13 protein-coding genes are annotated in these 15,991 nt (G+C 66.3%); 5 read left to right on the top strand and 8 right to left on the bottom strand.

Annotation, left to right across the window (positions count from 1 at the left end):
• Positions 1–10 precede the first annotated feature (10 nt).
• Positions 11–700, bottom strand: coding sequence for a Crp/Fnr family transcriptional regulator (locus tag ACESNG_RS21335; protein WP_373060858.1), 690 nt, complete (start codon positions 698–700; stop codon positions 11–13).
• A gap of 305 nt (positions 701–1,005) precedes the next feature.
• On the opposite strand from ACESNG_RS21335, the gene prfA reads away from it, so the two are divergent.
• Genes prfA through ACESNG_RS21310 form a run of 5 tightly spaced genes read left to right on the top strand, consistent with a single transcriptional unit; the run spans position 1,006 to position 5,743 of the window.
• On the top strand, positions 1,006–2,076 hold the full coding sequence (gene prfA, locus ACESNG_RS21330) for a peptide chain release factor 1 (protein ID WP_373060857.1): 1,071 nt from the start codon (positions 1,006–1,008) through the stop codon (positions 2,074–2,076).
• The gene (gene prmC, locus ACESNG_RS21325; RefSeq protein ID WP_373060856.1) at positions 2,069–2,986 is read left to right on the top strand and encodes a peptide chain release factor N(5)-glutamine methyltransferase; all 918 of its coding nucleotides are present in this window, start codon (positions 2,069–2,071) and stop codon (positions 2,984–2,986) included. Before prfA ends, prmC begins: the two co-directional genes overlap by 8 nt.
• A 43-nt stretch (positions 2,987–3,029) precedes the next feature.
• Positions 3,030–3,380 (top strand): YlbF family regulator, encoded by a 351-nt coding sequence (locus ACESNG_RS21320; RefSeq protein WP_373060855.1) that lies wholly within the window; start codon positions 3,030–3,032, stop codon positions 3,378–3,380.
• Positions 3,373–4,101 (top strand): dTMP kinase, encoded by a 729-nt coding sequence (gene tmk, locus ACESNG_RS21315; RefSeq protein WP_373060854.1) that lies wholly within the window; start codon positions 3,373–3,375, stop codon positions 4,099–4,101. Before ACESNG_RS21320 ends, tmk begins: the two co-directional genes overlap by 8 nt.
• Complete coding sequence (locus ACESNG_RS21310) at positions 4,094–5,743, top strand: S41 family peptidase (RefSeq protein WP_373060853.1); 1,650 nt, start codon at positions 4,094–4,096, stop codon at positions 5,741–5,743. The genes tmk and ACESNG_RS21310 overlap by 8 nt, the downstream gene beginning before the upstream one ends.
• Positions 5,744–5,752: 9 nt before the next feature.
• Here ACESNG_RS21310 and ACESNG_RS21305 read toward each other — a convergent pair whose 3' ends face one another.
• The 7 genes from ACESNG_RS21305 to ACESNG_RS21275 are packed head-to-tail and all read right to left on the bottom strand — an operon-like array spanning position 5,753 to position 15,891.
• Entirely contained in the window at positions 5,753–6,469 is a 717-nt protein-coding gene (locus ACESNG_RS21305) for an outer membrane lipoprotein carrier protein LolA (RefSeq protein ID WP_373060852.1), read from the bottom strand.
• Positions 6,470–6,506: 37 nt separating this feature from the next.
• The gene (aroF, locus tag ACESNG_RS21300; RefSeq protein ID WP_373070729.1) at positions 6,507–7,550 is read right to left on the bottom strand and encodes a 3-deoxy-7-phosphoheptulonate synthase; all 1,044 of its coding nucleotides are present in this window, start codon (positions 7,548–7,550) and stop codon (positions 6,507–6,509) included.
• Positions 7,551–7,559: 9 nt separating this feature from the next.
• Entirely contained in the window at positions 7,560–8,351 is a 792-nt protein-coding gene (locus tag ACESNG_RS21295; protein WP_373070727.1) for an MBL fold metallo-hydrolase, read from the bottom strand.
• Between the two features lie 4 nt (positions 8,352–8,355).
• Complete coding sequence (locus tag ACESNG_RS21290; RefSeq protein ID WP_373060849.1) at positions 8,356–9,408, bottom strand: hypothetical protein; 1,053 nt, start codon at positions 9,406–9,408, stop codon at positions 8,356–8,358.
• Positions 9,408–12,995 carry a chromosome segregation protein SMC gene (smc, locus tag ACESNG_RS21285; RefSeq protein ID WP_373070725.1) on the bottom strand — a complete coding sequence of 1,196 codons (3,588 nt, stop codon included), beginning with the start codon at positions 12,993–12,995 and terminating at the stop codon, positions 9,408–9,410. The genes ACESNG_RS21290 and smc overlap by 1 nt, the downstream gene beginning before the upstream one ends.
• Positions 12,995–14,380, bottom strand: coding sequence for an SPOR domain-containing protein (locus ACESNG_RS21280; protein ID WP_373060847.1), 1,386 nt, complete (start codon positions 14,378–14,380; stop codon positions 12,995–12,997). Before ACESNG_RS21280 ends, smc begins: the two co-directional genes overlap by 1 nt.
• Positions 14,377–15,891, bottom strand: coding sequence for an SPOR domain-containing protein (locus ACESNG_RS21275; RefSeq protein ID WP_373060846.1), 1,515 nt, complete (start codon positions 15,889–15,891; stop codon positions 14,377–14,379). The genes ACESNG_RS21280 and ACESNG_RS21275 overlap by 4 nt, the downstream gene beginning before the upstream one ends.
• Positions 15,892–15,991 lie beyond the last annotated feature (100 nt).

The following is a 15,991-nucleotide window of genomic DNA, read 5'->3' as shown; positions in this document are numbered from 1 at the left end:
CAAGCCGAGATCAGCCGCGCGGACGCGCACGCGCTTCGACCGCCGCCCGATCCACGATCGTGACCACGCGACGCTGCACAGAGATGAGTCCCTTCTCCTGAAACTCGGCCATCGCGCGCGACACCGTCTCGCGGCTGGCGCCGATCATCTGCGCAATCGTCTGATGCGTGAGTTGCTTCACGAGCGTGGCCGGTTCACCGGGCGTCGCATGCTCCAGCAGCACCTTGGCCACACGACCCGGAACGTCGAGCAGCACGAGGCTGCCAATCGTTCCGTCGGCCTGTCGCAAACGTCGTGAGAGCTCGACCATGAGTCCCCAAGCCACCTGTGGGCTCGTCTCCACCTGGCGACGGAAATCGGCGCGGCGCAGCACCAGGAGACTGGACGGCTGCGTGGAAACGACGTGGGCCGAGCGCGGCCGTCCGTCGATCAGGGAGAGCTCGCCGAAATGGTCGCCCACGTTGAGGACGTTGAGAATCACTTCCCGACCGTCATCGCCGATAAGAACAACTTTGACTTCACCGGAGCGCACGACGAACAGCGCTTCGCCGGCGTCGCCTTCGGTGACGATCATTGCCCCCTTGGCAAATCGCTGCTCACGGGTGAGCTCGGCGAATCCACGCACCGCAGTCCGCTCGAGTTCGCGAAACAGGGGCACCGTGGAGAGAAAGTCGGTGATCCGATCGAGCGAAACGCTCATCGAGGGCGGCGTGAATCGCAGAGGCGTAGTTCCGAACGTAACCATCGTGTATCACCTCGGGGGCCGGTGCCCTCGCGGGTGTCCCGTGAAGGTACCAAGGTGGAATAAGGAGGCAAGCGGACAGCCGAGGCCTCCGAACCTGCGCTGGATCGCGTAACGCGGTTATCTTTCATTGATACCCGTAACGTCCATGTAGGTCCGCGCTCCGGTCGATATTTCCGACCCGCGCCAAGACTACGATGCAGATCACGTGCCTCGCCGTGACCGGCATCACGAAGCCTCACGAACTCGAGCACACTTACTCAATGCTGACCCATCTTCGCGACCGCATGGCCGACGCGCTGCGTCGCGCCACCGAAGTGGAGCAGCTGCTGGCGGATCCGGAAACGGTAAAAGACGCGCCGCGGCTCGCTGCACTTGGCCGCGAGCACCATCGTCTGGCTGAAGTCGTCGAGAAGGTCAACCGCTACGCCAAGGCAGAGGCGGAGCTCACCGACGCCCGTGATATGGCCAACGGCGACGACGCCGATTTCGCCGCTGAGGCGAAGGCCGAGGTCGAGCGTCTCGAACAGGAGTGCACGGCGCTGGAGAAGGCGCTGCTGCCGCTGCTCATTCCGCGTGATCCGCTCGACGATCGGCCGGCCATTTTCGAATTGCGCGCGGGTACGGGCGGCGATGAGGCGGCGCTTTTTGCCGCCGATCTGCTGCGCATGTACACGCGCTTCATCGAACGGAAGGGATGGCGCATCGAGGGCATATCGTATTCCGATGGTACACTCGGCGGGGTGAAGGAAGCCGTCTTCAAAGTCATGGGCGACGGGGCGTTCGGTCTGTTGCGTTGGGAGTCGGGCGTGCATCGCGTGCAGCGCGTCCCCGCCACGGAATCGCAAGGGCGCATTCACACGTCGGCGGCCACGGTGGCGGTGCTGCCTGAAGCCGAAGAAGTCGACGTGAAGATCGAAGACAAGGATCTGCGGATCGACGTGTTCCGTTCCTCCGGACCGGGTGGGCAGAGCGTGAACACCACCGACTCAGCCGTGCGCATTACGCATATCCCGACGGGCTTGGTCGTGTCGCAGCAGGACCAGAAGTCGCAGCTGCAGAACAAGGCCAAAGGCATGGAAGTGCTGCGAGCGCGTTTGCTCGATCTGCGGTTGTCCGCGCAGGAAGCGGAGCGGTCGCGCATGCGCAAATCGCAGGTCTCCACCGGTGACCGATCGGCCAAGATCCGCACGTACAACTTTCCCCAGGGACGGGTGACCGATCACCGCGTCGGCGTCACGCTGTATGACATCGACCGCGTGCTCGACGGCGATCTGGGTCCCTTCCTCGACGCGATCGCCTTGGCGAATGCGGAAGAGAGCTTGAGTGGCTGACACCGGCAGGCTGCTGCGCGATGTGTTGCACGACGCCGCGCGGCTGCTCTCCGCGTCGCCCGCGTTGATCGTGGAAGCCCGAGCGGACGGGGCGCCCCTCGATGCCGACCGCGAGGCTCGTTGGCTGGTGTCGGCCGTGCTGGAAGTCGCGCCCGGTGAACTGGGTCGCCTGCTGTCGGTTGGCCAGGCGGTGTCCGATCCCCATGCATTCCAGATCGATCGGGCCACACGTCGGCGGGTGACCGGTGAACCCATGGCCTACTGCGTGGGCAGTGCTCCTTTTCGCGATCTGGTCCTGCAGGTGGACCAGCGCGTGCTCATTCCGCGTCCGGAAACGGAGATTGTGGTAGGGGAGGCGCTACGAATCACCGCCGACCGCCCGGGTGGCATCGCGGTCGATATCGGGACCGGTTCCGGGGCGATCGCGCTGAGCTTGGCCACAGAGGGCCGATTCGAGCGGGTCATCGCGACCGATCTCTCCGATGACGCGCTGGCGGTGGCGGCGGGAAACGCAGCGCGGGTTGCCCTCGAGCAGCCCGCGGCGGCGCCGGTGGAGTTCCGTCAGGGGGCTGATCTGGCCCCGCTCGGCGGCATCCAAGCCCGTGTGATTGTGTCCAACCCGCCCTACATTGCGTACAGCGAAGCGGCGGCCCTTCCTCGCAGCGTGCGGGATTGGGAGCCCACGGTGGCACTCGTGGCGGCCGATCAGGGCATGGCTTGCTACGAGGCGATCCTGGCGGGCGCACACCGGCTGCTGGAGCCGTTCGGCTGGGTGGTGTTCGAGGTTGATGCCCGACGCGCGCAGCAGACTGCGGCCTTGGCAACGACTCGTGGGTATCAACAGGTGCGTGTCGTGCGTGATCTCACAGGTCGTGAACGCGTAGTACTCGCGCAGCACGTAACGGCGTAATTCTCACTTCATTGCTTCTACTCGGCCGAGGAGGCCGATCTCCATGCTCGAAAGCAAGGCGAAGGATCTTGGCCGCACGATCGGTCAAAGCGAAGAGTACAAGGCGGTGAAGCGCAGCAGCGAGGCGCTGAACAACGATCGCGAAGCGACTACGGTGCTGCGGCAGATGGAGAAGATCCGCCAGGATGCGCAGGCGATGATCGAGCGCGGTGAGGAGCCGACGAATGACATGGAGCAGCAGCTCGATACGCTGCTGCAGCAGGTCCAGGTGAACAGCGCCTATCAGGCCGCCATCTCGGCGCAGGATAATTTCGACAAGCTCATGCTGCGCGTAAATCAGTGGATCGCCGATGGCATCCGCACCGGCGCGACCAGCTCCATCATCCTTGGCTGATCCGTCCGCCATGTCGGGAGTCGCTCGCGGTTGCTTCATCGTGCTGGAAGGTGGCGAGGGGGTCGGCAAGACAACGCAGTGGCGTCGGGTGGCCGATCAGCTTGCGGCAGCCGGTCATGATGTCGTGGCGTTGCGCGAACCCGGTGGCACGCCGGCCGGTGACGCGTTGCGGGCGGTGCTGCTCGATCCGACGTCGGCGCTGACGCCGGAAACCGAGGCGCTGCTGTTCGCCGCCTCGCGCGCGCAGTTGGTGCGCGACGTGATCACCCCCGCGATGCAGCACGGCGCGGTCGTGCTGGTCGACCGGTTCCTGTTGTCGACCTACGCGTATCAAGGGAGCGGGCGGGCGTTGGCGCTGGAGGCGCTGCGTGCGGTGAATGCCTTCGCCACCGGCGGATTGGCCCCAGACCTCACGCTGCTGCTGTCGTTGCCGCTCGACGAGTCCATGGCGCGCATGCATGCGCGCGGCAGCGCCGACCGGATGGAACGCGAAGGGGATGCGTTCCATCGTCGGGTGCGCGCCGCGTTCGATGAGGCATTACAGCCCGCCTGGCAGGCGCAGCATCCCGAGATCGGCCCGGTCGTTGCCGTCGATGCCGCTGGCAACGTCGATGTGGTCACGGGACGCTGTCTGGCGGCACTGGCCACGAAATGGCCACATCGTTTTTCCGAGGTGCAGGTGGATCGTGCATTGTCTGCGGGACAGGTGACCCATGGCTGAGCAGCTGCCGGAGACGCCGCGTAGTTCCCGACGTCGCTCGCGCGCAATCGCGGCGGCCGCGCTGTTCGTGGCGCTGCTGTCGCTCGGTGGATGGTGGGCGGGTCGTGATCTCACCGTCGGTACTCCTCAAGTCCGTGCGCCGCTCGGTGGCGCGCGCTTGTTCGATCAGGTCGTGGCCGCGGTGGCGCAGAAGTACGTCGACTCGCTCGATGGGAGTGCGATCTACGACAAGGCCGTGGCCGGATTACTGCGCGAGCTGAAGGATCCGTACACGACGTACCTGGCCGAAGACCGTTTGCGGCGCTTGAACGAACAGATCAGCGGCACCTATGCCGGTGTCGGTTTGCAGATCGACATCCGCGACAGCTGGCCGGTGGTCATCGAGCCGATCGTAGGCGGGCCATCGGAGCGCGCGGGCGTGTCGGTCGGCGACCGCATCGTGATGATCGGGAAAGAATCGACGCGTGGATGGTCGCGCGATGAAACGTCGAAGGCGATGCGCGGACCGCCGGGATCGAGCGTCACGTTCACCGTAGAACGCGGTGATTCGCGCGTGAACTTCACGCTGGTGCGCGACAAGGTGCATCTGCGCGCGGTGCAGCGCGTGCAGCTGCTGCAGAACGGTGTGGGCTACGTGGACGTGAACGTCTTCAGCGCGCAGACCGCGGCCGAACTGAGTGCGGCCGTGGATTCCGTGGTGAAGCTCGGTGCGCGCTCGCTGGTGATGGATCTGCGCGGCAATCCCGGGGGATTGCTGGAGCAGGGCATCGCGGTCACCGAGCTGTTCCTCGATCGCGGACAGAGCATCGTGCAGTTGCGCGCCCGTCCGGGCTCGCAGCCGCAAGTCTACACCGACAGTCTTCCGCAGCGCTGGCCCACGTTGCCGCTGGCGGTCCTCGTGGACCGCGCCAGTGCGAGTGCGTCGGAGATTGTGGCGGGCGCGTTACAGGATCACGATCGCGCCATCGTGCTGGGCGTGACGTCATTCGGTAAGGGCAGTGCGCAGAACGTGTATCCACTGTCGAGCGGCGGTGCCTTGCGTCTGACCACGGCGCGTTGGTACACGCCGGTGGGGAGGAGTATCAACCGTCCGGTGCCGCGGGACCGCGACGACGCGATCGAAGACAGCGCCGAGGTGACGCTGCCTGACACCATCCGCCCGCGCTTTCGCACCGATGCCGGTCGTACGGTATTCGGCGGCGGTGGCATCACGCCGGACGTGATCACCGGCGATACCACGACGCCGATGCAGGTCCAGTCGTTGGCGCGGGCGATGGGCAAGAACGCCGGAGCCTATCGCGACGCAGTGGCCAGACAGGCAGAGGCGCAGAAGCGCCAGATGACTGGCCCGGGTGATCCCGTCACACCGGCCATGCTGGACGCACTCTATGCGGATCTGGTGCGACGCGGGGTCGCGCCGCCGCGCTCCGTGTTCGACAGCGCCTCGCCGTGGATTGCCCGTTCGCTTGGCTACGAGCTGACACGCGTGTCCTTCGGCGCCGACGCCGACTTCATGCGCCGCACACAAGACGACAGCGCGCTGCAACGAGCCATGGAGCTCTTGCAAGGTGCGCGCAGCCCGCGTGATGTGTTCTCGAAGCTCGAAAAGCGCGCGGTCGAAGTGCCCGCGGCGATTCGCTGACGCGACGCGTTACACGCTGCCGGGGATCCGGGTCGAGACCTTCGCGCCTTTGGGCGTGACGAACTTGAACGCATCTTTCGGCAGCACGGCGTCGGGCACCCAGCTGGTGAGCGTGATGGTGCGATCGACGCCCTGCGCATCGAGTACCTGCACGCGCACCGGACGCGCGTCCTCGTCGTCGAGCCAGAGCACGGCCTTGCTGAACGGGACGGAACTCACACTCTTCGGCACCAGCTGCACGCGGCGCGTGGTGCGACCGTCAATCGACACGCTCTCACCGCCGGTAATCGTGAACGCGCGCCGCGGTGTGTCGAGTAGCTGACCGAGAAGATCGGCCACGATCGCGCCGTCGGCATCGACCGGCAGCTTCAGCACTTGTCCCGGCGTGCTGCTGGGCAGGTAGATCCACAGGTTCTTGCCATCGCCCACGATGCGATCGCCCGCCGGTTCGGTGAACGTGATCGACACGCGGTTCGGGCGCTCCTGCACGAACACGCCGCGCGACGCGGCCGTGCGACCAAGAATCGGGTTCGTAATCTTCTGGTCGAAGTTCGCCTGCAGTGTGCGCGTCGTGGACCATGACCTAGCGACGCGCGTATAGGCCGCCTCGGCTTCAGCGACACTCTGCGCTGAAAGCGGAGCCCACGCGGGAACGGCACTGATGAGCACCGCGGCACAGGCGCTCATCGCGAGCGTGCCCGACGGGAATCGATTCATGATGGTCATAGGACTGACTACACGCGTGGGCACAGCAGGTGCCGGCCTACGCCGCTGGCATCGGCGGTGTCGGCGCGAGCTCACGGTCGATTGCTCCGGCGATAAGGCGCAGCTGACGAACGAGTTCGGTGAACTGTTCCGGATAAAGCGACTGCGCGCCGTCGGAGAGCGCCTTGTCGGGCGTGGGGTGCACTTCCACGAGAATACCGTCGGCACCGGCCGCGACGGCGGCACGCGCCATCGGCGTGACCTTGTCGCGAAGTCCCGTTCCGTGGCTCGGATCGGCCATGATCGGCAAGTGCGACAGCTTCTGTACCACCGGGATCGCCGTGAGATCGAACAGATTGCGCGTCGCGCTGTCGAACGTGCGCACACCGCGCTCGCAGAGAATCACGTTCGGGTTGCCTTCCGACAGTACATACTCGGCGCTGAGCAGCAGATCGTTGATCGTGGCCGCCATGCCGCGCTTCAGCAGTACCGGCTTGCCGAGTTTTCCCACGTGACGCAGCAGCGAATAGTTCTGCATGTTCCGCGCGCCGATCTGAATGCAGTCGGCGTACTCGGCCACCATGTCGGCGCCACGTTCGTCCATCGCTTCGGTCACGATGGCGAGGCCCGTTTCATTGCGCGCGAGGGCGAGCAGCTTGAGACCCTCGAGGCCGAGTCCCTGGAACGCATACGGCGACGAGCGCGGCTTGAACGCTCCACCGCGGAGCGCGTGAGCGCCGGCGTTGCGCACGGCATGCGCCGACGCGAGAATCTGCGCTTCGCTTTCCACCGAACACGGACCCGCGAACACCACGACATCGCTGCCGCCCACGCGCACGCCCGGCGCGATCTCGACGATCGTGTTCTCGTTCTTCCATTCGCGGGCGGCCTGACGATACGGCTTCTGCACGATGAGGACGTTCGCAACGTTTGGCAGCCCCTCGATGTACGACCAATCCACCTGTGCGTCGTCGCCCAGGAGGCCGATCGCCGTGCGCACGGCGCCCGGCATAGGGAGGGGCTTGAAGCCCTGTCGCACGATCTCGTCGCAGACCTTCTCGATGTCGGCGGCGCTCGCGTTGGGCTGCATCACGACCAGCATGTCACGTCCTCAGAATTCGATGGACCAGCCGTCAGTCGCCAGGACTGTCGGGCCGGTGTAGCACTCCGCCACGTCGCCGAGGATGTCCACGGCTTCCACAGGCGGATAGAAATGCGTCAGTACGAGACGATGCGCGGACGCCTGCGCGGCGAGCTGTCCGGCCTGTCGCGGGGTAAGATGCTCGCAAACGGCCATTGGCTCAGGCAGTGAACACTCGGCCAACAGCAGGTCGCACCCAGCCGACCACGCCCCGAGCGCCTCGCTCACGCCGGTATCGCCGGTGTACACGAGACGGCGCTCCCCGTCGTTCACGGAATATGCTACGCTCTCAGCCGTATGTGGAACCGGCTGTGCCGTCAGAGTGACGTGTTCGCCCAGTCGCACGCACTCGTCGGGGACGAACTCCCTGACGGTGCACGGAAACCCCGGGGCCAGCATCCACGCGCCGTATACGCCGGCCATGCGCTCGATCAGGGCCCCGGTACCCGGCGGCCCATATATCGTGACCGGTGCGCTGCGCGCCGGCAGCTGGCCCCAGCGCCAGCCCATGAGCAACACGGGGAGATCGGCGATGTGGTCGGCGTGGAAGTGCGTGATCGCCACGTGCGTGATCGACGGCCAGTCAACACCGAGCGCTGCCATGCGGTGCACCGCGCCGCTGCCGCAATCGAGCAGCAGGCGAACCGCCCCCGACCCGTGGCCGGATTCCACCAGATGCGCCGCGCTGACGTGCATGGCGTGCGGTGCGGCAGTGCCGGTGCCGATCGTGGTGAGCTTCACGAGTAGCGCGTTGTCGGGCACATGATCAGCGCCCGTTGAACAGGATACGCCGGAAGGTCGGTGCGCTGGTGCCGCTGCGGAAGCGCGCCACGTACACGCCCGGTGCAACCGTGCGACCATCGTTGGCCGTGCCGTCCCACACAAAGCGGTTGTCGCAATTGCTGCCGGCGCCCGGCGCCCCACGCCCGTAGCGGCCTGCCGCAAACCGGGTCACGCCATCGAGGGCGGGCGCGATCGTGCGGACCATGTTGCCGCGAAGGTCGAGCACATCGAGTGAGACCGTGCCTCCCGGCTCTCCAACGTCGAACCAGAAACACGTACTGAAGGACGTGGCTGACGGAAAAGGATTCGGGAAGTTCTGATACAGAATCGTGGTCGTGGGCAGCGCTGGATCGACGATCAGAAACGAGGCTAGACTGGTTACGCGTATGAAGTCCCCGTTCGGGAGCGCGGCGCGAACGCTCCACCGGTACGAGGTATTCGCTTGCAGGTTGGTCGGAGCTCGAAACGTGGTGTCGAGCAGTCCGGCGGCACCCTGTTCAGGACGCCCGCCATTCGTGATCTCCAGCGTGTACGTCCACGGACCCGCTGCGGGCGTGATGCGCGCGCTCTTCCACACGAACAAGGGACGACGCACGTCCAGGATTTCGCCCGCTGAATTAGGAAAAACGAGCGTGAGCCAAGCGGGCACTGTTCGCGGACCCGTTATGGGTGACTCAGCGACGATGCCCGAGTTGCCTTGCACACTGGCGCGCCAGTACACCGTAGCCTCGCTGGGCAGCGCGCGCGTGATCTGCACGGCGATGGTCGTGTCCGACGTCGTGAACGACGAGTCGACGGCGAGCGACCCCACCGCGAAGTCCACCGTTGTCGCGATCTGTACGCGCACGCGGAGCGGGCGCAGATTCGCGAAGCCAAAGGCGCGCACCACGAGAGACGGCGTCAGGGTCGGCAAGGCGACGGCGGTCGGGCCATCGACGACAACGGTCTGCCCCGACAGCAGTCGGGGCAGGGTCAGGAACGCCGCTCCGCAGCAGAATACTGCGGTGCCCCGCCAACGTCGAGGCGCGACCGACATCACGCCGGCGACGCTTCCGCAGCGGAGCCCTCGGCCGAGTCCTCAGTCGAGTTCTCGTCTTCGGTCTCACCGCCGATCTCGCCGGCAATGGCATCATCCGGCACGATGGTCTCGTCGACCTGCTGACCCCCGCGCAGGCGCACGCTCACAATCGACGATACGCCCGGTTCCTGCATCGTCACACCGTACACCGCATCGGCGGCCTCCGACGTGGTGCGCGGGTTGTGCGTGATCACGATGAACTGGGTGCGCGACTTGAAGTCGTTCAGCATCTTCACGAAACGGCCGATGTTCTGGTCGTCGAGCGGCGCGTCCACTTCGTCCATGAGGCAGAAGGGACTCGGCTTGGTGAGGAAGATGCCGAACAGCAGCGACAGCGCCACGAGCGCCCGTTCGCCGCTGGAGAGCAAGTGAATGCGCTGCGTCTTCTTGCCGCGCGGCGACGCATGGATCTCGATGTCGCAATCGAGCGGCGAGTCGGGATTCTCGAGGCGCAGATCGCACTCACCACCACCGAACATGCGGAGGAAAATCTGACGGAAGTTTTCGCGAACCTGCGAGAACGTGGCCAGGAACAGTTCGCGCGCCGTGCTGTCGATTTCGCGGATGGCCTGATGCAGCGACTGCTTGGCGGCCACGAGGTCGTTGCGCTGTCCGGTCAGGAACTCGAGTCGACGCTGCTCTTCCTCGTGCTCCTCGATGGCCAGCGGATTCACCGGCCCCAGCTCGTCGAGTGATGCGCGCAGCTGCTGCGCTTCGGCACGCAGCGCATCCGTCTCGAGGTCGAGCTCTTCGAATCCGGACAGCAGATCCTCGAGCGTACGACGCCATTCGGTTTCCAGACGCTGACGGATCGCCTCACGACGGCCCGACAGTTCGGTATGACGGAGCTGCGCACCGTGCAGCTGCTCGCCAAGGGCAGAGGCACGACGACGTGCTTCATCGAGCATACGCTCGGCGCCGTCGAGTGCACTCGTGGCGGCGGCCACCGCGCGCTCGGCGTCGGCCAGTCGCGCGTCGGCGTCGGCGAGGGTCTTCTGTTCGGTCTCCAGCTCCGAGCGCCAACCATCGAGCTGCTGTGCCAGATTCTGGTCGGCCTCCGAGAGGTTGGTGAGCTCGCGCGCCAGCGACTCGAGACGAGCGGCGGCGGTGGAGTCCTCTTCGTTCAGTCGCTTCTCGCGGTCGATCGCGACCGAGAGACGCGCCTGGGCCTGGGCCTGGGCAACCTGCCACGTGGCCCGCGCCTCACGCGCCTGCTCCTGATCGCGTTCGGCCACCGACATCGCTTCTCGCGCCTCGGTGATGTCGGCATCGGCTTCGCCGGCGCGCGCGTGCAGCGCATCGGCCTGCTGCGCCAGCTGCTTCGTGCGCGCGTCGAGCTCCTCGACACGTGAAATCAGTCGTTCGGCCAATGCGCTCGATTGCTGCAACTCGCGTTCAGCGCGCTCACGCCGCCGCTCGACTTCCTGCCGCACGTCGGTCGCGCGACGCGATTCCTGCTGCGCGCGGTTCGACGTTTCCGTGGCCGCCTGCTGCGCGCGCTCCGCCTCTCCAAGCGCTAGGCGCGCCGCTTCGGCGGCCATCATACACTCGTCGCGACGCGCATCGGCGGCGGCGAGATCCGACTCCAGTCGCGTGATCTCGGCACGGCGCTGCAGCGGGCCGGGGCCCGTGGCAGTACCCGGCAGGAACACGGCGCCACGCTCGTCGATGAACGCCTCACCGCGGTCGATCGCACGCACCTTGCCCAGTAACGCGCGCACCCAGCGCGACGCGGCGCCGGACGACTGCACACTGCTGGCGAGGGCATCTTCATCGGCACCGAGATCGACGACGACATCCAGCGGCAGCAGCAGCAGCGGACCGGGCTGCGTATCGGCATGCCAACGACGCACGGCGGCGGCGGCATCGGCATCACGCACGACGATCGCGTGCATGGTGGCACCGAGGTAGCGCTCCACGAGCTTCGCGGCCTCGCCATCGGCCGTCAGGAAGTCGGTGAGAGGGCCGAGCACCGCCCCCTCTCCGAAGCGCTCACGCTCCTTCAGGAGCTTCGCGGCAGACGGGGCGAGGCCCACGCGCTCACGCTCGAGCGCCGCCAACGCGTTCAAGCGACCTTCGAGTGCCGTTCGCGACTGCACCGCGCTGGCCAGTGCACTACGGGATTCCGCATCGGCGGTCCGCGCCGTGGCCGCTGCCAGGCGTGCGCCTTCGAGCGCATGCAGCGCATCCTGCGCATTCGCCTGCGTGATCTGCACCTGCTCGCGCGCGGCGATCAGTTCACGTTCGGTGACATCCAGCGCATCGGCCAGCTGTTGACGCTCGATCTCGAGCGCTTCGCGACGCTGCTGCGTGTCGAGATGTTCGCGTGCCGCGCCATCGCGATCGAGTTCGATGCGCCGAGCCTGATCCCGGTGCTCGCGCACCTGCCGTTCGAGCTGCTCGAGCACGGCGCGCGACTGCTGCACCGCTTCACGCGTGGTCTGCTCTGCGGCAAGACGTTCCCGCAGCGCTTCACCGGCGTCAGCCAGTTCCTTCTCGAGCGTGCTGCGGTCGCCAACCGCCCGTTCGCGGTCCTCACGCAGGCGACGGCCGAACGCTTCATTCTCCTTCCGCTCTTCCTCCGCACGCTGCTTGCGCATGGTCGTGCTCCGCTGGCGCTCCTCGCTGACGGCGAGCTCGCGCTCGAGCTTCTGCGTCTTGTCGCGCTGCTCGGCGGACAGGCGCGCCAGTTCAAGTCGGCTGGCCTCCGCCGCGGAACGCGCACCATGCGCCTGTTCACGCAGCATTTCCGCCTGCGCGATCGCTTCTTCGCCACCCGGCACGTCCAGCTGCAGCTCTTCGAGACGGCCATCGAGTGCGGACAGCTCTTCGCGCCACGCGGCCATCTCGCGAGTGGCCAGCGAGATCTCGACCTGAAACCGACGCGCCATCAATTCCGCATGCCGCTCGGCGCGACGACGCTGACGCGCCAGCGAACGCACCTGGCTCTGCACTTCGTTGATCAAGTCGTCGAGGCGCGCGAGGTCGACCGTCGTTTCTTCGAGACGGCGTTCGGCGCTGCGACGGCGATCGCGATACAGCCCGACGCCCGCGGCTTCCTCGAACAGCTCGCGACGTTCGTCGGGGCGGTCGGAGAGCAGGGCATCGATCATCCGGCTTTCGATGACCACGCCGGAATCGGCCCCGAGGCCCGTGCCACGGACCAGATCCTGAATGTCGCGCAAGCGGCACGGTGCACGGTTCAGGAGGTAGTCACTCTCTCCCGAGCGCATCAAGCGCCGCGTAATCACGACTTCCTTGAACGGAATCGGCAGCTCGCCATCCGTGTTGTCGAAGTGCAGCGAGACTTCGGCCATGTTCACGGCCTTGCGGGCCGACGACCCGTGGAAGATCACGTCTTCCATCTTTGCGCCGCGCATCGCGCGCGCACGCTGTTCGCCCAGCACCCAGCGCACGGCGTCGGATACATTCGACTTGCCGCTGCCATTGGGACCGACGATGGCCGTCACACCTTTTTCGAACACAAACTCCAAGTGATCGGCAAAGGCTTTGAAGCCATGGACTTCGAGCTTCGTCAAACGCACTAGAACGCTCTCCCAGTTCGATAAACCAGCACAGGCGCGACGCGCAGGGCGCGCAGAGAATCGGCAAGCGGGGTCGCCTGCGTCGGCGATTCGAAGGCGCCGGTATACACGTTCGCGCTGCCGTCAGGCTGCAGCAGCGCGTACGCCATGATGCCGCGATTCGCCAGTTCGGCGAGTCGCGTGGGGATCAAGGTAGGTGTCACGTTGCGCGCCAGGCGCAGCGCATACGGCACCGACACAATGCTTCCCGATCCGACGATCTTCTGCGCGCGCAGTTTGACCAGCAACGACTCGGCCTGCGCGCGCGTGTTCGACGCGCCGACCGTGACGCGGAACCACTGTTCGTTACCCTCGGCCACGGGCGACAACGCGACGGCGTCGAGCGCCCGAACGCGGGCGTCGGGCATAGCCGCAGCGCGCGTGTTGGCGGTCGCGAAATACACGGCGTAGCGCGAGGCGGATGCCGAGTCGGTAGCGTTCTCCACGGTGGGTGGCGGACTCGTGATACCGACGCTGTCCGGTGTCGGCACGATCGTGCCTGTGGAGTCGCGTAGCAGCGAGTCACGCGGCGCGCTGTCGGTGCGCACCGCGGTGTCCATCGGGGTCGGCGGGACCACGACGCTGGTGCTGTCGGGTTCACGCTGTTTGCCGGTGATCAACTCCGCGACTGGTTCCGGAAGGCGGGCCATGAGTTGCGGCCAGAGGGTGCCAACCGCGACGGCGATCGCACCGATCACCGCCACGATCGCGATAAAGCGACGGCGGCGGCTGGATTCGTCGTCGGTGGCCGCGGCGCGCGCGCGCGCTGCGTTGGGCCGAGGCGCCGCCGACGGCGGTGCGAGCGTGGGCGGCGCGGGCGGCGCGATGAGTGGCACGCCCGGTGGTGTAGGGAACACCGTGTCACCGACGGGCATGAGCGCGCCAACGTATGCACACAAGTCGGCGAAGCCGGGCGTCGCCGGATTGGCGACGACGACGAGCAACGCACCAACTTGATGAAAACCGGCGGAGAGACGACGCCACCGTTCGTTCGCGTACACCGCGTCATGCGCCACCTCTTCCGTGCCGCTGGGCATGAGGAACACGTTCTCGGCACCGTGCATCGGGCGCGCAATCTTGTTGAGCGACACTCCGTACAGAAAGCTGTCCGAGATGCCGTGTGGATCATCGCCGACGAGCAGCGCTTCGATCGCGGGTGCCTCGCCGATCAAGTCGGCCACAGCCACGCGCCGATGCAGTCCCTGTGCCCGAGCGACACCGAGCGCCATCGACGTCGCCGTCGCGGAGTCCGTCGCGGCGATGACCACGGAGCAGATGCCGTCGAGCAGCGGCGCTAGGCGGCGACCTTCCATCTCCCACGATTCGGTCAGACCGAGCGACGTCATGGTGCCCCCTCGAAGATCCAATAACTCTGTCCCGACGCTTTGCCGACGCGCTCCGCGTCGGCGCGAGACGGGTACGGACCGAGTACGACGCGATACAATGTTTTCCCCGCACGATCGGACGTCGTGATGCGCGGCGTCTCTCCGTCGGCACGAATGCGCGAGGCGACTTGACGCGCCTGCTTTTCATCGAGCACGGCGGCAAACGAGACCGTGAATACCGCGCTTGTCGTCGTGTCACGTCGCGCGGTATCACGGCCAATATCGCGTGCCACGTCACGTCCAACGTCACGTGCAGCAGCGCTGTCGGCGTAATCCACGGAATCGCGCGGCGCACTGGTGCGGAACTGCACGGGCTGGTCGAGTCCGGCGGCGCGTGGGCGGAAGCCGTTCCAGCGCATCGTGTACCAGAACTGACGCGCGCCGCCCTCGACGGTCTTCATGTCGGCCAGCGACGATGGATGCGCAAATATCACGTCTTCACCACGCGCGGTCGCGATCGCGCCGTCGGGCAACACGAGCGGCAAATCTCCACGCCATTCACTGCGGACCACGCCGGTCACAGCGTCACTGCCCAAGCTGATCACGTACACGGAATCCGCGCCCCCGCGCGCGAGCAGCACGCGACCCAGCGGGTCCATGCGCAACGCGCGTGGCAGGCCGGGCAGCGTGATCTTGCCCTTCACGCCTTCCTCGAACCGGTCAACGACGCGTAGCAGTGCTTCGTTCTCGACCGCCACGAAGAGGCGGTCACCACTCGGCGTGGCGGCAATTGCGGTGACAGGGTCACCGATATCGACCTCGAGTGCCTTGGCGAGATCGCGCGTGCGCACGGCGATCACTACTTCATTGCCGCCGAAGTACAAACGATCACCGACGGCGCCGGCGGTGGCGCCGAGCGACTTGCGCAACGTGGCCTCGTTGCCGCCGATGTCGAACGACAGACTATCAGTGACTTCCTGACCGGGAGGACGCACGCGCCAGACGATCGCGCGATCGCCCTTGGCACCGGCTACGATGAGTGAGCCGTCGACCTGCGCATAAAGGGCATGGGCGGGCAGTGTGGGCGTAAAGCGCCAATCGCCGCCGCTCGGCGTGTATCGCGTGATCTCGCCGTCGGTGGTGAGGGCGTAGATCGCGCCGCCATCGGCCGACGAGGCAATCGCCAGGTCGTCGGTCCGCGAGGTCGTCACGGTGCCGAGGCGGATGTCGATGCGAACCGGAGCACCGCTCGTATCCACGGCCGCGAGGTACCCGTCTTCGGCGCCGAACGCGATGATGCGATCGAGGGCAGGGACGCGTGCACTGGATCGCCAGAGCGTGGAATCGAGGTCTGGATACCGGGTAGCGGTCATAACACCGCCGTCGCGCGAAACGCGCAACACGATCGGGTCAGGACCACCGGGTATACCAAGATTGGCCTCGGCTCCGGAAGGGCGGGACGAGCGATCGGCACAGCCGCCGGCAACACCGCACGCGAGGAGCACGAGCGCCGTCACAATGAGTGTGCGCACGGGCGAAAACTACCTGTCAGAGGCAGGAGCAGGGAGGGGGGACGGCAGGGGAAATCCCCCTTCGTCCCCCCTTGTTCTCAAACTCCGTTCGAACAAGGGT

The organism is Gemmatimonas sp. (assembly GCF_041689975.1).
GTDB lineage: Bacteria > Gemmatimonadota > Gemmatimonadetes > Gemmatimonadales > Gemmatimonadaceae > Gemmatimonas.
Note: the sequence above shows the minus strand (reverse complement) of the source record. Positions and strands in the feature narration are given on the sequence as shown.